This window comes from Streptomyces mirabilis, from assembly GCF_018310535.1.
GTDB lineage: Bacteria > Actinomycetota > Actinomycetes > Streptomycetales > Streptomycetaceae > Streptomyces.
This window is the reverse complement of the sequence record NZ_CP074102.1, coordinates 5,840,199-5,860,989: the sequence shown is the minus strand read 5'-3', so window position 1 is coordinate 5,860,989 and position 20,791 is coordinate 5,840,199. Positions and strand designations below refer to the sequence as shown.

Sequence of the window (20,791 nt, the reverse complement as noted above, 5' to 3'; positions counted from 1 at the left end):
GGCTCGTCACATCATGCCCAGTCCGGGACGAGGGCGTAGGTGTCCTTGGCGATCTTGCGGAGCATCCCGTCTTTCACCCAGGTCGAGAGCTGTGTCCATAGGCTCTTGATGTTGGAGCAGGCGATCGCTTCGGCGATCTCCTGTGACCGCCAGGGTCGTTCGGGATCGGTTCGCAGGAGGTCGAGCACGAGCGTCTTGCGGCCCGGAGTGAGGGATGGGCGGGTAGGAGCGGGCGGTGGCATGACCGCCTGATGGACCGCGATGTCCAGGGCAGTGATGTCCTGGCTGATCGCCGGGCGGGGGTCGACGGGGTTGCCGGGGTATCGGGTCATGGGGCACTTCACCTTGCGGGCGCTGACGCGGGGGCGCCGGGCCGGCAGCAGGTTGGCGAGTACGGCTTGGCCGATGCGTCCCGAGCACCCGCTGCTGTCTTCGGCGGGCAGGATGCCTCGCGCCGCGGTGAGCTGGTCCCGCGCTGCTTCGAGGGCCACGGTGAAGCTCACGCGGTCGGGATCAGTCCCCGACGCGGCCTCGGCGGCCTCGACCATGGCCCTGCGGAGAACCTGGTAGAAGGCCAAGGTCGCCCACAGTTCCTGCTCCAGTCCGAACGGGTCGCAAGACCGCAGGACCCGTCCGCGAAGCAGCGTGTGCCGCAGCGAATAGAAGGCCGACTCGATCTCCCACCGCTCATGGTAGAGCCGCACCAGCACGGACGCCGGGTCGCTGCCGGGGTCGAGCAGTGTGGTGACCAGACGGTAGCGGTCGTGCACGCGTTGCCCGTCGCGAAGGGTCACGGTGATGTCCGCCTCAATGACCCGGAGCTTGAGCCCGCCCAGCAGGGTGAGGTAGGAGCCGTCGGCGAGGACTTCCAGGACGACGGGCTTGCGGTGCGGGCCGAGGCGGACCAGCAGCTGAGCACCGCTGCGGGCGACGGCTGCATAGAAGTTGTTCCCGTCGAAGCCACGGTCGGCCAGGAGGAGCATTTTTGGTGACAGGAGGTGCATGAGCTGGGCGGCATGGGTCGGTTCGCCGACGCTGGTGGGGCCGAAGACTGCGCCGAGTAAGCCTCGTGTCCCGGTCTCGACCAGGGCCGTCAACCGCAGGGCCGGGTAGCCGGAGATGCCCCACCGGTGCTTGGACTTGCTGAACAGACTGCGGATCCGAGGCTGGTCAGGGGCCTTGAGCGAACTGCAGCCGTCGAAGGCGACCGTGCGCCAGGAGCGGTAGCAAGTGCCCTTCGTGCCTGGCCGGGCGAGTGGCCCGGACACCGCGTCGAACAACGCCTTCAACGGAGCCGGCCCCAGACGGCGCCGCAGATCGCGTAGTGCCTTCTCCGACGGCCGGTGCGGCGCCAGTCCGTGCAGGCCGACGACAAGCTTGTCCCAGACACGCGCATAGCCCAGGGCCGGGAACATCGCCAAAGCCAGGAGGAAGTAGATGCCGACGCGTGAGGGGAGATGCCGCAGGCGACGATGCCCGGTCCGAGTCTCCTCCAGTACGGCGTCAGCCAGTTCGAACGGCACATGCTGGGTCAACTCGCCGAGGTGCCCGGGCGCGAAAGCGCCAGCCGCGCAGGTGATGGTCTCGGTGAACGTGGTGGTGGCACACTGATCGGGCAACGGGACCTCTCGGGAGGGAAGACCTTGGTCGGCTTCTCTGCCTAACGAAGGTCCCGTTGTCACGTCCGTGGCATCGACGGGCGCAGTTTGACGAAGCCGCAGGTCGCTTAACTACGCGGCATTGGGGTAGGCGTCGAAGCCGTAGATGTCCGGGGCGCCCTTGCCGCTCACCCAGTTCTTGTTGGCGCCACCGTCGTTGACGAAGGTCGGCACGTCGATGCCGTCCTCGCGCGCCCAGTCGATGAGGGTCTGCATGTAGTCGGCGTCCTGTCGGCCGCCCTGGTACTCGTTCTCGACCTGATAGAGAATCACCGACCCAGTGCCACGGGTGAGTTGATGGCGCGCGATGATCGGGTTGATCCGGCTCATCCACTCCCGGGCGTCCTTCAGATACGCCTCCTCGGACGTGCGGTTCACGCCCGCGTGCGTCTTGCGCCAGGCCGGGAAGCCGCCGCCGGACACCTCGGCGTTGATGTACGGGCCGGGGCGGGCGATCACGTACAGGCCCGCGCGCTCGGCCTCGTCGAGGAGCCGGTCGACATTGCGTATGCCCTTGAAGTCGTACGAGCCGGGGCTCGTGGAGTGGTATCCCCAGTCGAAGTAGAGGGAGACCGAGTTGAACCCGGCGGCCTTCACCTTCTGCAGTACGTCGCGCCAGGTGTCCGGGCTGGGCAGCCGGAAGTAGTGCAATTCGGCGCCCCACAGGTACAGCGGCTTCCCGTCGACCTTCACGGCGTACTGGTCGTAGGTGACCGTGTGGGCCTGCGCCGGTGCTTGCGGGGGGACCTGTCGGGGGGCCTGCGCGGCCTGGGCGGGCACGGCCGACAGGCACCCGGCGGCGAGTGCCACCGCACACAGTGAGGTCCGCAGTCTCGCCCGTCTCATGACGTCAGCTCCTTCACCACGGCCTTGCGGGCCTGCTCGATGTCGGTGAGGTTCTTGGTGCGCCCGTCGAGGTCACGGGTGGCGAGCGACAGCGCCTGCTTCAGGGCGTCGCTGTCCCCACCGGACTTGTCCCTGACCTGCGCGACCAGCTCGAAGTCCTCGATGCCTTCCTTCAGCTGCTCCCAGCGGATGCTGGACATCGGCCCGTCGGCGCCCGGGTAGACGAGGTACTCGTCGCCCTGCGTGAAGATGTAGACGGGCTGGGAGAAGGGGTCGGCGGTCCAACTGTTGTACGACCAACGCAGAAAGCCGTCGAGGTTCCGCTGGGCGGCGATCCACGGCAGCATCCGCGACTCCACCGCCGGCGAGTAGCTGAGCGTGTTGGGGTGCGGCGGCCAGCCGTACACGTAGAACGTCGTCTTCTTGCCGGCCTTGCGCCGCTCCTCCGCCTTCTCGGGTGTCATGGCGTCGATGCCGCCCCAGTCGACAGAGAGGTTCGAGGCCATCGGCTCGGTGTTGACGGAGCCGGCAACGGCGATGCGGTCGTCGAAGGCGGGTGCGACCTCGTGGACGAAGTCTTTGACCACCTTCATCGTGTCGGCGGGCCGCTCGTCGAAGGACAGATACGTGTGCTCGAGCCGCCCGGTGTCCGTCAGATGCTTTTCGAAGGCGCGTAGGAACTGCCCCCATGCCGTGCGCCACCGCTCCCCGCCGAGGTCGACGTTCTCGGTGACCGTGCCGCCGGTGCGGGTGTCGCGGTAGGTGAGGTGCTCCTGGTCCTGGAACGCCAGCATCGAGTACGCGCCGATGTCCGGGCCGAGCCCGTCGCGCAGGGCCGTGTCGACGTAGCGGTCCCAGCGGGTGAAGTCGAAGGAGAACCGGCTGCCGTCCCAGCTCCAGCCCACCATGCTGGAGTACGGCGTCGCGGTCTGCGACTGCCGGGTTCCGAGCGACCACTGGTGGTGCCAGGGGTTCTCGACGATCGTCGTGTTGATGACCTTCTGGCCACGGCTCGCCAGGTCGCGGTTGTACTTCTCGATGAGTTTCCAGTGCTCCCGCGACCACAGCTTGACGTGGTGCGCCTGCGCGATGGTTTCCGGCTGCGCCCAGACGTCGAGGAAGAAGCGGTAGTCGGAGGGGGCGGGCACGCTCGCGTCGGCGACGTCGATCGTCAGCGGATAGGTGGCCTGCGTGGCCTTGCCCACGTCGACGCGGACGGTGCCCTTGTACGTGCCGGGCTTGGCGCCCCGCGGGATGTGGAAGGTGAACCAGAGCGGCTGGGCCGCGTAGGCGGGGACGTCGACCGACGCACGCTCCTCCAAGGGGTCCCCGACGACGTCCGGATCGCGGTCGCCGGAGACCTCCTTGGCGGAGCTGACCTGGTCGATGGTGGCGGACCAGTCCATCTCGCTCTTGGAGCGCTGCACGGGGATGTACTTCACGAACCGCACCTGGGTGCTGTCGCCGTCGATCCGCGCGCCGCCCGGTCCGGTCAGATCGCCGACCTTCGCGTGGACGTCGTCGAGGGGCTTCCCGGAGGCGATGGCGAGCTGTGCGGAGACCTGTTCTCCGCGTACGGCGTCCAGCGCCAGTTCCTTGGTGTCCTTGCCCTCGATGGCGGTGGTCGGATAGCGCGGGACGCGGACTTCGGCCGAGCCGGCGAAGGAGCCGGTGGGCACCCAGGTGATGGTGTCCCTGGTGCCCATGGCGTCGGCGACCTTCACGGTCAGCCAGGTGGTGGTGGGTTTCTGGTGCGGGTCGTCGCCGGTGGCCGCGACGACGGTCGTGCTCGCGGCGACGACCGCACCCGCGACGAAGGAGGCGATGAGCGAGGGCATGCGTCTGGTACGGGGCATGGGTCGGTGACCCTTCTGCGGGGGGGGTGCCTCTATGTCCTTCGTCAAGCGAGGCGTGGGGTTCTGGGTTCGTAGAAGGTGCCGTCGCGGAGCATCGCGAACAGCACGCTGATCCGCTGTCGGGCGAGGCGGAGGAGGGCCTGCGTGTGGGTCTTTCCGCGAGCTCGGCAGCGGTCGTAGTAGGAACGGGAGGCGGGATCGTGCAGGGCGGCGAACGCGGACAGGAACATCGCCCGTTTGAGCTGCCGGTTGCCGCCTCTGGGCGCGTGTTCGCCGTGGATCGAGGTTCCCGAAGACTTCGTCGTCGGGGCGAGGCCGGCGTAGGAGGCCAGATGGGCGGCGGTGGGGAAGCTGGTTGCGTCGCCGACGGTGACCAGCAAGGTGGCGGCGGTCCTGACCGCGACCCCCGGCATCGAGGTCAGGACCGGGGAAAGAGGGTGAGCCTCCAGCAACTGCCTGATCTGCGCTTCAAGGGCTCGTCGCTGTTCATGGACGGCGGCGAGCGAACGGGCAAGGGAGGGTATGACGATGTCGAGGGTGCCCGTGCCTGGAACGACGACGGTCTGTTCGTCCAGGGCATCGAAGACCTCGTCGATCAGCCGCTCGGCCATGCGTGGAGCTCTGGGTCTGGTGACCTCGACGAGCTTGCGGCGTCCGGCTTTTCGCAGCGCGGCCGGAGAGCCGTAGCGTTCCAGCAGCCAGGTCACCGCGGGGTGGTCCAGGCGTGGGCCAAGGACGCGTTCCAGCGAGGGGTGGAACTGGGTGAGCAGGCCGCGTATCCGGTTGGAGGTGCGGGTGGCCTCGGCTGCCAGGTCCTGGTCGAAGCCCACCAGCACGGTCAGTTCGGCGGTGATCTCGTCGGTGAGCTCAAGCGAGCGCAGGGTGTGCGGCATGGTCCGGGCGGCGTCCGCGATGACCGCGGCGTCCTTCGCGTCGGTCTTCGCCTCGCCCGGGTAGAGGTCGGCGATCCGGCGCATCGCGAGTCCGGGCAGGTAGGCGACCTTGCAGCCGGCGTCCCGGGCGACTGTCAGAGGCAGGGCTCCGATCGAGGCGGGCTGGTCCACGATCACCAGCACGGTGCCGAACTTCGCGGCCAGCTTGTCGAAGACGGCCCGCAGCTTCGGCTCGCTGTTGGGCAGCTGCTTGTCGAAGACCTTCTTGCCGGCCGGGGTGAGGCCGTGCCCGTGATGGGCGCTCTTGCCTACGTCCAGGCCGAGGAAGACGCCCACGTCGTCGATGTCGTACAAGCCGTCCTCCCGAACGGGGTTCGTGCGGTGCTGGCCAGGGCTTCGGCGTCGTATACGCGCATCCACGTTATGCAGACCTGCCGCCCGAAAACGGCCGGGCATTGCGCCCGGCCAGGCGGTAGTCGGACCTCTCATCAGCGTCTCCAACGGCGCCTCGCGGGCCCGGTGACACCACCCCCCAGGTCATCCGTTCGACAGGGGGGAACAGCCATGCCGGGCCCGGAGGCCAGCGGTCCCGTTGCGGAACCGCGAAGAAGATAACGGGGGGAGGGGCCCGGAGGGACGGCGATGTTCTCTCCGGGGTTGAAAGTTGACGCTGCGTCACATCAGGTGTGCTTCAAGTGCGTGGGCCGGGTCAGGAACCCGTGACCGAGAAGCCGTCGAAGACGGCCTGGATCCGCTCGCCCGGGTAGTAGGCGTTGACGGCGGAGGCGATCACGCCCGCGTCACCGGTTCCCGAGGCCGACGGGACCGTGGCCGAGCCGACCGTCGACCAGGCGGTGCCGTCCTTGCTCGCGTACGCGGTGTACGTGGTGCCGTCGCGCACCAGCCGCAGATACGCCGGGTGGTAGGTCGCTCCGCCGCCCGCCCAGGTGTCGAGCCCGCCGTCGCCGTCGCTGTCGGTCATGAATTCGAGGCCGTACTTGTCCGTCATGACCAGGACCGCGTAGCCGCCCTTCTCGGGCGCGGACAGATCGTTGGCGACGGCGATCCCGGCCTTGCCGGCCGGTGTGACCGCGTCCTGGGACACGATCCGTGCCCGCACGGTGGACCGCTCGCCGAGGACCCCGCTCTCGTACACGGCGCCCTTCTCGTCCTTCCAGCCAGACAGGTCCTGGCCACCCGCCCAGATGGCCAGCTGGTCGCCGGCCTGGGCGAACTGGGCGTCGCCCGCCGTATCGGCGGTGCGGTACGGCGCCGAGACCGTGCCCGGCACCGGCTTCACCTTCGCCGGGAGGCTGTCGGAGACCTTCGGACCGCCGCCGTACGTCACCGTCCCGGTGAGGGTGTGGCTGCCCCAGCGGGCGTCGGCGGGCGGGGTGACGGTCCACTTCGTGGTGAGTACGGCACCCGCGGCGAGCGACTCGGCGCGCGCGGCGGTGGTCGCCTCGGCGTGCCAGCCGTCCGGTACGTCCAGCGCGGCCGTGACGTGCTTCAGCGGCCGGGAACTCCAGTTGACGGCCGTCGTGGTCATCTCGAAGGGCGTGCCGGAGCCGGTCTCCGGCGCGTCCGGGGCGAGCAGCACGGAGGCGGCCGGGGCATCGCTGCCGCGCAGGGCGCGCAGTGCCTTGTCCGCGCCCTGCGCCTTCAGGTTCACGAAGGCGGGGGTGACGCCGAGCGGGGCGCCGTAACCCGTCAGATTCTTCGGGCCGCGGATCACGGTGTCGTGGTTGACGTCGTACCAGACACCGGCCGGGAGGTGCACGGTCCGGGTCGCCCGGTCGCCGAGCTGCGGGGCGGCGAGGACGGCGGGGCCGAGCATCCACTCGTCGGAGACGGTGTAACTCTCCTGGTCCTTCGGGAAGTCGAAGAACAGCGGCCGCATGATCGGGTCACCGGTCTTCAGGGTCTGCCGCACCTGGTCCCAGATGTAGGGCGCGAGGCGTTCGTGCTGCTTGATCGCCGCACGGTAGAGGTCGACGGTCTGCTGGTCATAGGTGACCTTCTGACCGGTCGTCACATCGATGGTGTCGACGGGTGAGGTGGAGGAGTACATCAGCGGCATCAGGGACGCGGACTGCGCCCAGCGGACCAGCACGTCCTTGGTGGGGGCGGGCTGGCCGCCGGAGCCGCCGATCATGTCGGTGGTGACGAAGGGGTAGCCGATCGTGGAGATCGCGAGGTTCTGCGAGACCGAGGCGCGCAGAGACTCCCAGCCGGTGCCCTTGTCGACCTGCCGGGTGACAAACCCGGCCTGGTGGGCGGTGGAGTTCCAGTGCACGCGGATACCTACGCCCTGGAGGTCGAACTCGTCGGCGAGTTCGGTGCCGAGCCGCTGGTAGTCCGTGGGCTTGTACCCGTCGTGCGGGGCGCACTTGTCGTCGAAGAACCGGGTGTCGAACTTCAGCCCGTCGATGCCGTAGTCGCTCATCAGAGCCTTGACCCGGCCCGTGTACCAGGCCTTGGCGTCCGGGTTGGCGAGGTCGATGATCCCGGCGGTGCCGTTCCACCAGGTGACGGTGCAGGGCTTGGAGGTGTCCGCCGCGTCCTTCAGCAAGTAGCCGTGGTCGACGGCGAACTGGTAGTTGTCGGAGTCGAGGTTGATCCACAGGGTCACCCAGAGGCCGAAGTCGAAGCCCAGGTCGTGGATCTTCCGCGCCATGGCCTTCGGGTCGGGGTACGCCTTGCTGTCGAAGGTCAGGTTCCCGTAGTTCGACTCCCACTTGTCGTCGAGCTGGACGGTGTGGCCCTCAAGCCCGGCGTCATGCAGATCGGTGGCGTAGTCGAGGACTTTTGCCTGGTCGACGTTGGTGTAGAACTGCGCCCAGGAGTTCCAGACGGGTTTGGCGTACTGCTCGTACGTGGCATCGCTCTTGGCGGGTTTACCGACGATGCCGACGTAGTCGCGGTAGACCTCCAGTGGTGCGGACTCGACGAAGACAGTGGCCTTGTAGGTGTCCGCGGAATCCACGTCGAAGCGGCCGAGACCGTCCTTGCCCTCGTTGATCGCGACATCCATGACATGCCCGGTGTCCACGCGGAGCCCGGTCGAACGGGACGTGTACCAGAAGGGGTCGACCATGTTGTACGAGGCCGGGCCGAAGGACGGATGGACGACCTCTCCGCTGTCGAGCGGCCAGGGCTGGTCGGTGCCGGGGCCGCCCCGTGTGGTCTCGGCCTCGCCGTGTCCGTACCAGTGTCCGGCCGATGCCAGGTCATAGGCGAGTCCTAACCGGTCGGGCTCGACTCCCTCGACGTCCCAGTCGAGTTGGTAGCGGTCCGAGGCTGGGGTGATCCGGGCCGCGACGGTGGCACCGTCGGCCGTGGTGGCGGCGGTGAGGGTGAGGACGCCGCTCTTCCAGGACCAGCCGGTCACCTTGGTGGCGTGCTGCCAGGTGTCCCCCGTACGGAAGCGCAGACCGCCGGTGCCACCGCCGGCGGTGGACAGGACGTCGGTGCCGGACCGGCGGGTGGTGAGGGTGAGTTGGCCGGTGGCGATGGCGAGGGTGTAGCCGGGGGCGTTCCCGGCGGAGGGGACGGTCAGTGCGATCCCGTCGGCCGACGAGATCACCTTGGGGCCGCCGCCGCTCGGGTCGGCGGCGGTGGCGGTCTGAGGGGCGAGCAGGGCTGCGGGCAGGGCGAGTGCCGTCGAGAAGACGGCGAGAAGCACCCTGAGTCTTCGTGATGGTGTGCGCACGACGCATGTCCTTCGGCGAGGAGGAAGTCATGGGTCCGGGGGTGCGGGTGCGGTGCGAGAGATGGCGCGCGTACGAGAGACGATGAAGGCGAGATGCAAAATCATGCTCGATTCAGCCGATAATCGAGCACGAAACGTCATCCTGTCAACGACCTCCGACAGGACGGGTTCCGTTCAGAGGCGTGACGTGGGGGTTTTGGGCAGGGTGAAGTACGGCGGTCAACGACGTTGCCGCGCAGGGAAGTTGATCTGGATCAGGCCGACCGGCGGAAGCCGATGGTCGGGACCGCCCGCCGCAGCGGCCACGGGCGGGTCACCTCCGGGAGCAGGCTCTCCAGGAAGGCGTACCGGCGCAGCGCGGCCGGTTCCTGGTCGTCGACCGACTGGACCCGGCGCCACCACGCCGCGATCTCGGCCCAGCCGGGCGCCGAGAGGGAGCCGCCGAACTCCTGGACGGAGAGCGCGGCGGTCAGCCCGGCGAAGGCGAGCCGGTCGGCGAGCGGCCAGTCGGCGAGGGTGCCCATCACGAACCCGGCGACGAAGACGTCACCGGCACCGGTGGGATCGAGGGCCTCCACGGCGATCGCGGGGACCTCGGCGGTCTCCCCGGTACGGCCGTCCACGGCGTACGCGCCCTCGGCACCGAGGGTGACGACGGCCAGGGGAACGTGCTCGGTCAGCGCGTGCGCGGCGGCCCTCGGGCAGTCCGCCCCCGTGTACCGCATCGCCTCGTCCGCGTTCGGCAGGAACGCCTCACAGTGCTCCAGGTCCGCGAGCCCGGCCAGGTCCCAGCGCCCGGTGTCGTCCCAGCCGACGTCGGCGAAGATCCGGGTGCCCGCACGCGCGGACTCGGCGATCCAGCGCGCGCGCGTGCCGGGCGTCAGCGAGGCGACGGCGGCCCGCGCGCGGGGGGCGTGTTCCGGCGCAGGCTCCTCCGGCGGCGGCTCGTGCCCGTGGCTGACCATCGTCCGCTCGCCCTCGTACGCCATCGACACGGTGACCGGCGAGTGCCAGTCGGGCACGGTGCGCGACGGGGCGAGGTCGATGCCCTCGCCCTGTTCCAGGGCGTCCCAGCAGTACTCCCCGTAGTGGTCGTCCCCGAAGGCCGCCGCCAGGGAGGTCTTGAGTCCGAGGCGGGCGAGCGCGGTCGCCATGTTGGCGACGCCGCCGGGGCTCGACCCCATCCCGCGCGCCCAGGACTCGGTGCCGCGCACCGGGGCGGTGTCGAGCCCGGTGAAGATGATGTCGAGGAAGACGGTGCCGGTGAGGTAGACGTCCCAGGGCGGGTCCTGAGGGGTGCGCATACCGGCGAGCGGGTCGACGTGCGCCTGGCAGTACGGTCGCTCTCCGTTGGTCTCGATCACGGTGCGCTCCCTGAGGTGGTGCGGATTCAGGCCAGTGTGCACCAAACGGCACACGACACGGCGCCGGTCGAGGCCGGAGCGGACCGGTCGATGGCCGGGTGAAGCCAGCTCGCCTACCCCGACCCTCCCACCGCAAACAGAACGTGACCCGGATCACACCTCCCCGCCTACGTCGCACCCCCACCCGCTTGATACAAATTGCCCGCGCGTTCCTGTCCGTCGACAGCCGCCCAACCCCCCTTATCGAGCCGCTCTTTCGCATGCCCTGGGAACGCCCGTGTCCGCCCGCACCACCACGCCCTGGCCCCTCGTCGCCCTTTTCACCGCCGGGTACCTCGCCCCCTACCTGCTCCCGACCACCGTCGGCCGGCTGAGCGCGGGCCTCCCCCTCTCGGCCACCGAGGCCGGTTCCATCGGCAGCGCCCTGCTGCTGAGTTCGGCGACGGCGGGCTTCCTGCTCGCGTCCCGCGTGGACCGCTTCGGCCCCCGCGGGCTCGCCCGTGGCGGCCTGCTCCTGGCCGCCGCCGGCTACGGCACCGCCGCCCTCACGACGACCATCCCCCTGGTCGTCCTCGGCGCGATCGTCGGCGGCCTCGGTTCCGGCACGATCACCACCGTCGCCGCCACCGGGATCGCCGGCCAGCGCGACCCCCACCGCACCACCACCCTGGGCCTGCTGGGCGTCTCCGCCCTCGCGGGCGCGCTGTATCTGACGATCCCCCACCTGGGCCCGGGCCACGGCCACCCCCTCGCCGCGATCGCCGTCACCGCGCTGCTCGTACTGCCCGTGACCCGCCACCTCCCGACCGCCGGGACCTCCGAGGCCCCCCACACCCCCGCCGCCCGCACCCTCCGCGCCACCGCCACTCCCCTCCCCCACCGCCGCGCAGGTCTCGTCCTCGCCGCCGCGATGCTCTGCTGGTCCCTCGCCCAGAATTCACTCTGGGGCGTCAGCGGCCGGATCGGTCTGCAGCAGGCGGGGTTGACGGAGGTGACCGTCGGTGCGGTCTTCGCGGTGGCGCTCGGCGCGGGGCTGCTCGGGGTGATCGGCGCGGGCGCACTCGGCCGGCGCCTGGGCCGGGCGCTGCCCATCGGCGTGGGCACGGCCCTGATCGCCGGATGCATCGCACTGAGCGCGGCGGCCACCGACCTGACGTCCTTCGCGACGGGCGAGATCGCCTGGAACACGGTCTACCCGGTCGTGCTCTCCTACGTCATCGGCCTCGCCGCGTCCCTGGACCGGCGCGGCCGGTGGGCGGTCCTGGTCGGTTCCGCCTCCTCGCTCGGCACTGCGTGCGGCCCGCTCGCGGGCAGCCTGCTCTCCGCACGGGTGGGTTACCCGGGGATGGGTGTGATCCTGGCCCTCGGTCTGCTCCTGATCACCGCCCCGATGACCGCCGTGGCCCTGCGCACCCGGCGCACCGCCCCGCTCCCACAGGAGCACCCGGTCGTGGAGATCCCGGTCGTGGAGATCCCGCTCGACGCCGTCCCGGCGCCCCGGACGGCGTACGACACGGCAGGACCCCGGCAAGCGACCGCGGGAGCGGCGGCCGGACCGGGGCCCGGAAGCAGGTAGTCCGGCCGGACAGGCCCTAGCCGAACTCGTACGCCTCGACCTCGGCGAGGTAGCGCGCCCGCCGCTCCTCGTCGTGCTCCAGGAAGGACGCCACGAACGAGTTGCGGGCCAGCTCCCGCATCCGCTCCCGGTCCAGTCCGAGCGCCTCGTGCACGGCGTGGAAGGTGTCGCCGATGTACCCGCCGAAGTACGCGGGGTCGTCGGAGTTGACCGTGCACAGCAGCCCGGCGTCCAGCATCGCGGGCAGCGGGTGGTCCTCCAGGACGTCCACGGCGCGCAGCCGTACGTTCGACAGCGGGCAGAGCGTCAGCGGCACCCGGTCCCGTACGAGCCGCTCGACCAGCTCGGGGTCCTCCATGCAGCGCAGCCCGTGGTCGATGCGCTCGACGCCGAGCACGTCCAGCGCCTCGGTGATGTACTCCGGCGGCCCCTCCTCGCCCGCGTGGGCGACGCGCCGCAGGCCGAGCGCGGCGGCGGCCTCGTAGACCTCGCGGAACTTGACCGGCGGGTGCCCGACCTCGGCGGAGTCCAGGCCGATGCCGACGATCCGGTCGAGGTAGGGCTTCGCGGCCTCCAGGGTCTCGAGCGCCGACTCGGCGGACTCGTCGCGCAGGAAGCACATGATCAGCTGGGCGGAGACACCGTGCGTCTCCTCGCTGCGGGAGAGCGCCCGGTGCAGCCCCTCGACGACCGTCCCCATGCCGACACCCCGGGCGATGTGGGCCTGCGGGTCGAAGAAGATCTCCGCATGCCGTACGCCCTGCGCGGCGGCCCGTGCGAGGTAGGCGTCGGCGAGGTCGGCGAAGTCCTGCTCGGTCCGCAGGACGGCCATGAGCTCGTAGTACAGGTTCAGGAACGACTGGAGGTCGTCGAAGAGATACGCCTTGCGCAGCTCCTCGGTGTCCGCGTACGGGAGCGTGACGCCGTTGCGCGCGGCGAGCTCGAAGGCCAGCTCGGGTTCGAGGGTGCCTTCGATGTGGAGGTGCAGTTCTGCTTTGGGGAGGGGCATCGAAATATCGTACGGGTGTGTACCGACGATCTCGTGCGACGACGCCTCATCGACTCGTACCACGACGGCTCATCGCCGCTTCGGCACCGGCACCCGCACCAGGTCGTGCGCCACGGTCAGCTCCCCCTCGAACCCGGCGGCCCGGGCCTGCAGCTCGAACTCGTCCTGTTCGGAATATCGCTGACTGAAGTGCGTCAGCACGAGATGCCGTACGCCCGCGTCCCGCGCCACCCGGCCCGCCTGACCGGCTGTCAGGTGACCGTGGTCGACGGCGAGCTGGTGATCCCCGTCCAGGAACGTCGACTCGATGACGAGGAGGTCGCAGCCCTCGGCGAGGGCGTCCACGCCCTCGCACAGCCGTGTGTCCATGACGAACGCGAACCGCTGTCCGCGCCGCACCTCGCTCACGTCGTCGAGCGAGACCCCGCCGAGCGCGCCCTCACGCTGGATCCGCCCGACGTCCGGCCCCTTGATCCCGTGCTCCGCGAGCAGCTCGGGCAGTATCCGCCGGCCGTCCGGCTCGACCAGCCGGTAGCCGAAGGACTCCACCGGGTGGGAGAGCCTGCGGGTCTCCAGGGTGTACGAAGGGGTGGTCGCGAGCACCCCGTCCGCCTCGACCGGTGCCTCGGTCAGCTCGACGGTCTCGCGGTAGGCCGTGGCGTACCGCAGCCGGTCGAAGAAGCGCTGACCGGAGCGCGGGTAGTGCGCGGTCACCTCGTGCGGGACACGGTCGAGGTTGATGCGCTGGATCACCCCGGCGAGGCCGAGTGAGTGGTCGCCGTGGAAGTGGGTGACGCAGATGCGGTGCAGGTCGTGCGCGGCGACCCCGGCCCGCAGCATCTGCCGCTGGGTGCCCTCACCGGGGTCGAAGAGCAGGCCCTCCCCGTCCCAGCGCAACAGATAGCCGTTGTGGTTGCGGTGCCGGGTGGGGACCTGGCTGGCGGTGCCGAGGACCACCAGTTCACGTACGGACAAGGTCGGTTACCCCGGCGGCCACTGCATGCCACGACCGCCCAGGAGGTGGGCGTGCGCGTGGAAGACGGTCTGGCCCGCGCCGCCGCCCGTGTTGAACACGATGCGGTAGCTCTCCAGCTTCTCCTCGGACGCCACCTCGCCGGCCTCGCGCAGTACGTCCGCGGCGATGGCGGGCTCGGCTGCCGCGAGGGAGGCCACGTCCGGGTGGTGCACCTTGGGGATGACCAGGATGTGCGTGGGCGCCTGGGGGTTTATGTCGCGGAAGGCGACGGTCGTTTCCGTCTCCCGGACGACGTTCGCGGGAACGTGCCCCGCGACGATCTTGCAGAACAAGCAGTCGTCCTGCGGTTCTCCCGTCATGCGTGTGCTCCTCACGCCGTGTGATCAGTACGCTCCGCATGCTATCGGCAGCATGGGTGAGTCCGTCCTACCGCCCTGAAGAGGCGGGTGGGCGGGGAAGTCGGCCGCGGAGCGGCTGACCGGGTGCCCTTGGGCGACGGCACCCCGTCAACCTCCGTCAATCAAGCTCGGGCAGCGTCGGTGCCGCCTTCGCCGGGTTCTCCGCGAGCGCGGCCAGCGCGATGCGGATCGCCTCGTCGAGCTGCGCGTCGCGCCCGGCCGCGTAGTCCTGCGGCGTCTGGACGACCTCGACGTCCGGGTCGACACCGTGGTTCTCCACGCCCCACCCGTAACCGTCCAGCCAGAACGCGTACTTGGGCTGGGTGACGAGGGTGCCGTCGACGAGCCGGTACCGGCTGTCGATGCCGACGACCCCGCCCCACGTCCGTGTCCCGACGACCGGCCCGATGCCCAGCGCCTTGATCGCCGCGTTGACGATGTCGCCGTCCGAGCCGGAGAACTCGTTGGCGACGGCGACGACCGGTCCGCGCGGCGCGTCCTCCGGATAGCTGTACGGCCGCATCCCGCGCGGCAGGTCCCAGCCCACGATCCGCCGCGCGAGCTTCTCCACGACCAACTGGGAGGTGTGGCCGCCGCGGTTCTCCCGGACGTCCACGACCAGCCCCTCCCTGGCCACCTCGATCCGCAGGTCGCGGTGGATCTGGGCCCAGCCGGGCGCCTGCATGTCGGGCACGTGGAGATAGCCGAGTCTGCCGCCCGACTGTTCATGGACATAGGCGCGCCGGTCCGCCACCCAGGCGTGGTAGCGCAGCGGCTCCTCGTCGGCGAGCGGGACGACGACGGCGTGCCGCGGATCTCCGCCGCCCGACGGGGAGACGGTCAGCTCGACCGGCTTGCCCGCGGTGCCGACGAGCAGCGGCCCGGGTCCGGCCACCGGGTCCACCGGCTGCCCGGCGACCGCGACGATCGCGTCCCCCGCGCGCACCGCGACGCCGGGCGCGGCGAGCGGCGCCCGCGCGTCCGGGTCGGAGGTCTCCGAGGGAAGGATCCGGTCGATGCGCCAACTGCCGTCCTCGTGACGGGAGATGTCCGCACCGAGCAGACCCTGCGCCCGGTCGCCGCCGCCCCAGCCGCCGCGCGGGGTGACGTACGCGTGCGAGGTGCCGAGCTCGCCCTGCACCTCCCACAGCAGGTCGACGAGGTCGTCGTGGGTGGCGACCCGTTCGAGCACCGGCCGGTAGCGGTCCAGCACGCCTTCCCAGTCGACCCCGCCCAGGTCGGGCCGCCAGAAGTTGTCGCGCATGAGGCGGCCGGTCTCGTCGTACATCTGCCGCCACTCGGCGGCCGGGTCGATGGTCTGGCGGACCCGGGAGAGGTCGACGGTGATGTTCGTGTCGCTCTCGTCGTCGTTCGAGGCGCGGCGGTCGCTGGGGACGACCTTGAGCTTGCCGTCGGTCCACAGCAGGACGCGTTTGCCGTCGCCGCTGACGGCGAAGTGCTCGGCGTCGGCGGCGAGGTGCTCGACGCGCTGCTGGGCGAGGTCGTATCGCTCCAGTTCGGTCTTCGGGTCCGGGTCGTCCGGGGTGGCGCGGGAGGCGCCGAGGACACCGACGACCGGGTGGCGCAGCCACAGCAGCCCGTCCTTGGCGGCGCGCAGGGTCGAGTAGCGGGCCGCCTCGACGGGGAACGGGACGATCCGGTCGGCGAGTCCGTCGAGGTCGATACGGGTGGTGGGGGCGCCCTCGCTGTCGGGCGTCTCGTCCTTGTCGGGTGCCTCGAAGGGGCGGCCGTGGCGCTGCGGTCCGAAGGGGGACGGGGTGGTCGCGGCCAGGGTGATCAGATGCGGCCGGGAGCCCCCGACGAACGCGAGATCGAAGACGTGTTCGTCGTAGACGGGGTCGAAGGAGCGGGCCGAGAGGAAGGCGAGGTGCTTGCCGTCGAGGGTGAACGCGGGCGCGTAGTCGCGGAAGCGGAGCGGGGTGGCCTCGGTCACCGACAGGTCGGCGGTGTTGGCCAGCTTGAGCTGGCGCAGCGGGCGCGGGCCGGGGTGCGACCAGGCGAGCCAGGCGGAGTCCGGCGAGAAGACGAGCCCGGAGACCTCGCCGTCCTCGCTCCGGTCGACCTCCCGCACCTCCCCGGTCTCCCGCTCGACGAGCAGCACCCGTCCGTCGTGCGAGGCGACGGCGGCGCGGCTGCCGTCGGGTGCCATGGCGAGCCCGAGGACCCGTCCCAGCTGTCCGGCGGCGAGCCGGCGCGGGGTCGCTCCGGGCGCGAGACCGGTCGCCGGGGCGAACTCCAGCGCGTCGTCGCCCGCCGCGTCCGTCACCCACACCACGTACTCCTCGCCCTCCACCCGGAAGGCGCGGGGCAGCCGGGCGCGCACACCGGGCCGGGCGGCGAGCGCGCGGGCCGGTCCGGAGCGGTGGGTGACCCAGTGGACGGCGCCGCGCACGGAGACCGCGCTGCCGCGTCCGGTGTGGTCGGGGGCGGCGGCCGAGAACCAGCGGGAGGCGCTCACGGGGTGCGGCTGCTGGTCGACGCGCTGTCCACCGAGCCGCAGGTCGAGCCGGCGCGGCTCGGCGCCGTCCAGGTCGTCGAGGAGCCACAGTTCACCGGCGGACGCGTACACGACCCGGGCGCCGTCGGTCGCAGCGTGCCGGGCGTAGAAACCGTCGATCGGCGTGTGCCGGCGCAGATCTGACCCGTCGGCGAGGGAGGAGTAGAGCGCTCCGACGCCCTCGTGGTCGGACAGGAAGGCGACGCGCTCCCCCACCCACAGGGGGTATTCGAGGTTCCCGTCCAGGTCCTCGTGCAGCCGTACGAACTCGCCGGCTCCCACCCCGTCGCCGCCGTCCCTGTCGATCCACAACTTGCCCGCCGTACCGCCCCGGTACCGCTTCCACCAGGCGGCCTCGCGCCCCATGGGAGCGGACAGCAGCAGCACACCCGCATCGCCGTGGACGACATCGCCGACCGGCCCGTACGGCAGGGTGGTCGCGGGGCCGCCGTCGAGCGGGACGGCCCGGGCCCAGCTGCGGCGCAGGCTGGCCTGGCCCTGGGTGCTGAGCGCGAGCACGCGCCCGTCCGGGGTCCAGCCGCGCACCTGGGTCTTCGCACTCCCCCAGTACGTCAGCCGCGTGGACGGTCCGCCCTCCAGGGGCGCGGCGTGCACCTCGGGCGCTCCGTCGCGCGTCGACGTCCAGGCGACGGTCGTACCGTCCGGGGAGATGCGGGGGTGGTTCACCGGCACGTTGTCGGCGCTGACCCGCCAGGCGCGACCGCCGCCGTCGAGCGGGGCGACCCAGACGTCGTCCTCGGCGGTGAAGGCGACCAGCTCGCCGTGCAGATGCGGAAACCGGAGATACGCGGGCAATGCCGATGACGCGGACGATGCAGACTGAGTCACCCGATCACCCTATGCAGCGACGGCTCCGCCCGACAGGGGTTTGGATCACTTGCCCTGGGAGGGCCAGCAGGTGGGATCGCCCTTGCACCACATGGTCTTCGTCACGGTGACGGTGGTGGTGGGGCCCGGGCGGTGGTAGGTGGGCGCGTTGTAGGTGGGGGGCGTGTACGAGGGTGTGCTCGGGGCGTTGCAGTTGCCCAGTACGTTCACGTGGAACCACTGCTTGCCGCCGACCTTGGCCGTCAGGTCCCCGCGGACACACTTGCCCTCGACCTCACGGGTGACCTTCCCGGTGATGGTGATCTCCCGCCGGTCCTTGGTCTGCCCCCGGCAGTCCACCTCCACCACGGAGGGCGTGGAACTCGAGGCCGACGGTGTGTGCCCCGGGGTGTAGGCCTTGTTCCCGCCGCCGTACGACCCGGTGCAGCTCAGGTACTGCACGTCGACATGCTGCCGCTGGAGCTCCGCGGTCCCGGCCCGGTCGGTCGTGTACGCCACCGCGGAGGCGCTCAGGCCACCGACCGGTTCGCACGCGGCCACCCCGAAGGCGCTCACCACGGCGAGCCCGGCGACCATCGGTCCCCGACGGCCCGTCACCAGTCGTCTCGCCAGTCGTCGAATACGCATCAATGCCCCCATAGACGGCAGAGTGCCACTGTCCCGGCCGTCGCGGTAGACCCCATACGGCCACTACACACCCGCGTGCGCCCCCGTCGAACGCATATGCGTGAAACTGTGTCAGGTCCGCAGGAGGAGCCACTCCTGAAGTTCCACCAGGTTGCCCTCGGGGTCCTTGAGGTGGGCGACCCGCATCCGGTCCGTCATGAAGTCCGGGCCGTGGACGAGGACGGCGCCGCGCGAGGTGATGGCCTCGCAGTAGGAGTCCAGGTCATCGACGCGCAGGACCACCAGGGAACGGTGGCCGCTCGCCGAGTCGCCCAGTTCACCCAGTATCCGGGCCATCATCGCGCGGTCCTGGAGCGCGATGCCCGCCGAACCGGCGGTGGGACTGAACTTCTCGTACGGTCCTTCGGTCGCGCCCGACTGGGGCTTGAGGCCGAGGACCTCCGCGTAGAAGCGGTAGCAGACCGGGAAGTCCGAGACGAGCAACCGTACTTGGGCGAGTTCCAAGGCGTCCCCCCGTGGGTGGGCGTGGCGTGCGGGCGTGCGTGTCGTGGTCGGCGCGCGTGTCGTACGTGTCGTGGTCGGCGTGGTTTCAGGACCAGCGGCCGGTGCGCCCGAGCAGCAGCGCGGTCGCCGCGGTCCCGGCGGTCGAGGTACGCAGCACGCTACGCCCGAGCCGGTACGCCTTAGCACCCGACTCCGCGAAGAGCGCCAGCTCCTCGGGAGAGACGCCTCCTTCCGGGCCGATCACGAGCACGATCTCGCCCCGCTCGGGCAGTTCGGCCGTGGCCAGGGGTTCGGCGCCACTCTCGTGCAGAACGGCCGCGAAGTCGGCTTTGGCGAGAAGCGCAGCAACCTGCTTGGTCGTCGCCGCGTCCGCGACCTCCGGGAAACGCACCCGGCGCGACTGCTTGCCGGCCTCCCGGGCCGTGGCCCGCCACTTGGCGAGCGCCTTCAGACCCCGCTCGCCCTTCCACTGGGTGATGCAGCGGGAGGCGGCCCAGGGGACGATCGCGTCGACGCCGGTCTCGGTCATGGTCTCGACGGCCAGCTCGCCCCGGTCGCCCTTGGGAAGCGCCTGGACGACGGTGACACGGGGCTCCTCCACCGGCTCCTCGGCCACGGAGTCCATCTGGACGATCAGGCGGTCCTTGCCCTCGGTGGCGACGACCACGCACTGGGCCCAGCGCCCGGCCCCGTCCGTGAGGACGACGTCCTCGCCGGGGTTCAGCCGCTTCACGGAGACGGCGTGCCGCCCCTCCGAGCCGTCGAGGACATGCCGTCCGACGCCGTCCGCGTCGAAGTGCTCGACCACGAACACCGGTGCCGTCATCGAACCTCACCCCCCGCTTCCCCGGCGGCCGACAACGCTGTCCTGGCCGCCTCGAGCTCCGCGCTCAGCACCTCCACCAGCTGCCCGGCGGACAGCTCGCGCGCCATGCGGTGCCCCTGCCCCGCCCACAGCGCCATGCCCTGCGCGTCGCCCGCCTTGGCGGCCGCCTTGCGCAACGGGGAGGTGAGGTGGTGGACCTCGGGATACGCGGCGGGCGCGTACGGGCCGTGCTCACGCATGAAGCGGTTCACCAGGCCGCGCGCCGGCCGCCCGGAGAACGCGCGCGTCAGCTCCGTCCGCACGAACAGCGGGTTGGTCAGCGCCTGCTTGTGCACGGCGTTGGCGCCGGACTCCGGGGTGGCGAGGAACGCGGTGCCGAGCTGTGCCGCGTTCGCACCCGCGGCGAGCACCGCGGCGATCTGGCTGCCGCGCATGATGCCGCCGGCGGCGATGATCGGGATGTCCACGGTCTCGCGGACCTGCGCGATCAGCGACAGCAGCCCGATACCCGTACCGTCCGTCTCCGGGTTGTCGCGGTGGGTGCCCTGGTGGCCGCCCGCCTCCACACCCTGTGCGATGACCGCGTCGGCGCCGGCCCGCTGGACGGCGAGGGCCTCCTCGGCCGTGGTCGCGGTGATCACGGTGAGTGTGCCGGCGCGGCGCAGGGAGTCCAGGACGTCGGGGCTCGGGATGCCGAAGTGGAACGAGACCACCGGCACCGGGTTGTCGTGGAGGACGGCGAGCTTGGCGTCGTAGCCGTCGTCACGACCGCTGTCCGGTTCACCGAGTTCGGTCTCGTACCAGGAGGACTCGCCCGCGAGCTGGTGGGCGTAGACCTCGACCGCGGCGGGGTCCGCGTACTCGGGCTGCGGCACGAACAGATTGACCCCGAAGGGGCGGCCCGTGAGCCCGCGCAACTGCTTGATCTCCTGGTACATGCCGTCGGCGGTCTTGTACCCGGCGGCGAGGAACCCGAGCCCGCCCGCCTCGGACACGGCGGCCGCGAGATGCGGGACGGAGACGCCGCCCGCCATGGGGGCCTGCACGATCGGGTGAGGGAAGAGATCGGTCAGTGCGGTGGACATGACGGCATGTTGTCACGTCCTCCGAACAAGTCCGAATCGGGCCTTCCGCCTGGCATAGGCCACCGGGACGGACGGTCGAGCGCCTGGGGGCGGA

Annotated in this window: 15 protein-coding genes; 1 reads left to right on the top strand and 14 read right to left on the bottom strand. The window is 70.8% G+C overall.

Annotated features, from left to right (window positions below; translation table 11 throughout):
* Window positions 1–11 precede the first annotated feature (11 nt).
* The 6 genes from SMIR_RS25775 to SMIR_RS25750 all read right to left on the bottom strand — a co-directional run bounded on the left by SMIR_RS25775 (window position 12) and on the right by SMIR_RS25750 (window position 10,269).
* On the bottom strand, window positions 12–1,619 hold the full coding sequence (locus SMIR_RS25775) for an IS4 family transposase (RefSeq protein WP_248002767.1): 1,608 nt from the start codon (window positions 1,617–1,619) through the stop codon (window positions 12–14).
* 111 nt (window positions 1,620–1,730) lie between these two features.
* Window positions 1,731–2,504 (bottom strand): beta-galactosidase, encoded by a 774-nt coding sequence (locus SMIR_RS25770; RefSeq protein ID WP_422664464.1) that lies wholly within the window; start codon window positions 2,502–2,504, stop codon window positions 1,731–1,733.
* Window positions 2,501–4,360 (bottom strand): DUF4091 domain-containing protein, encoded by a 1,860-nt coding sequence (locus tag SMIR_RS25765; RefSeq protein WP_248002908.1) that lies wholly within the window; start codon window positions 4,358–4,360, stop codon window positions 2,501–2,503. The genes SMIR_RS25770 and SMIR_RS25765 overlap by 4 nt, the downstream gene beginning before the upstream one ends.
* Window positions 4,361–4,404: 44 nt before the next feature.
* Window positions 4,405–5,607, bottom strand: a complete 1,203-nt coding sequence (locus SMIR_RS25760) for an IS110 family RNA-guided transposase (protein ID WP_168491262.1) — start codon at window positions 5,605–5,607, stop codon at window positions 4,405–4,407.
* Window positions 5,608–5,962: 355 nt separating this feature from the next.
* Complete coding sequence (locus SMIR_RS25755) at window positions 5,963–8,965, bottom strand: TIM-barrel domain-containing protein (protein WP_249938478.1); 3,003 nt, start codon at window positions 8,963–8,965, stop codon at window positions 5,963–5,965.
* Window positions 8,966–9,219: 254 nt separating this feature from the next.
* Window positions 9,220–10,269 (bottom strand): carbohydrate kinase family protein, encoded by a 1,050-nt coding sequence (locus SMIR_RS25750; RefSeq protein ID WP_168501017.1) that lies wholly within the window; start codon window positions 10,267–10,269, stop codon window positions 9,220–9,222.
* Between the two features lie 337 nt (window positions 10,270–10,606).
* Here SMIR_RS25750 and SMIR_RS25745 point away from each other — a divergent pair, with 337 nt between their 5' ends.
* Window positions 10,607–11,905 carry an MFS transporter gene (locus tag SMIR_RS25745; protein WP_212727432.1) on the top strand — a complete coding sequence of 433 codons (1,299 nt, stop codon included), beginning with the start codon at window positions 10,607–10,609 and terminating at the stop codon, window positions 11,903–11,905.
* Between the two features lie 16 nt (window positions 11,906–11,921).
* Here SMIR_RS25745 and SMIR_RS25740 read toward each other — a convergent pair whose 3' ends face one another.
* The 8 genes from SMIR_RS25740 to SMIR_RS25705 form a co-directional block, all read right to left on the bottom strand.
* Window positions 11,922–12,914: an adenosine deaminase gene (locus tag SMIR_RS25740; protein WP_168491411.1), complete on the bottom strand. Its 993-nt coding sequence runs from the start codon at window positions 12,912–12,914 to the stop codon at window positions 11,922–11,924.
* Window positions 12,915–12,983: 69 nt separating this feature from the next.
* Window positions 12,984–13,889 carry a ribonuclease Z gene (locus tag SMIR_RS25735; protein WP_168491413.1) on the bottom strand — a complete coding sequence of 302 codons (906 nt, stop codon included), beginning with the start codon at window positions 13,887–13,889 and terminating at the stop codon, window positions 12,984–12,986.
* Between the two features lie 6 nt (window positions 13,890–13,895).
* Window positions 13,896–14,249: a histidine triad nucleotide-binding protein gene (locus SMIR_RS25730; RefSeq protein WP_168491415.1), complete on the bottom strand. Its 354-nt coding sequence runs from the start codon at window positions 14,247–14,249 to the stop codon at window positions 13,896–13,898.
* Window positions 14,250–14,406: 157 nt separating this feature from the next.
* Window positions 14,407–17,655, bottom strand: a complete 3,249-nt coding sequence (locus SMIR_RS25725; RefSeq protein ID WP_168491418.1) for a S41 family peptidase — start codon at window positions 17,653–17,655, stop codon at window positions 14,407–14,409.
* Window positions 17,656–17,700: 45 nt separating this feature from the next.
* Window positions 17,701–18,282 (bottom strand): hypothetical protein, encoded by a 582-nt coding sequence (locus SMIR_RS25720; RefSeq protein ID WP_249938477.1) that lies wholly within the window; start codon window positions 18,280–18,282, stop codon window positions 17,701–17,703.
* A gap of 111 nt (window positions 18,283–18,393) precedes the next feature.
* Complete coding sequence (locus SMIR_RS25715; protein ID WP_168491420.1) at window positions 18,394–18,786, bottom strand: VOC family protein; 393 nt, start codon at window positions 18,784–18,786, stop codon at window positions 18,394–18,396.
* 85 nt (window positions 18,787–18,871) lie between these two features.
* On the bottom strand, window positions 18,872–19,612 hold the full coding sequence (locus tag SMIR_RS25710) for a 16S rRNA (uracil(1498)-N(3))-methyltransferase (protein WP_168491422.1): 741 nt from the start codon (window positions 19,610–19,612) through the stop codon (window positions 18,872–18,874).
* Window positions 19,609–20,697 (bottom strand): nitronate monooxygenase, encoded by a 1,089-nt coding sequence (locus tag SMIR_RS25705; RefSeq protein ID WP_168491425.1) that lies wholly within the window; start codon window positions 20,695–20,697, stop codon window positions 19,609–19,611. The genes SMIR_RS25710 and SMIR_RS25705 overlap by 4 nt, the downstream gene beginning before the upstream one ends.
* Window positions 20,698–20,791 lie beyond the last annotated feature (94 nt).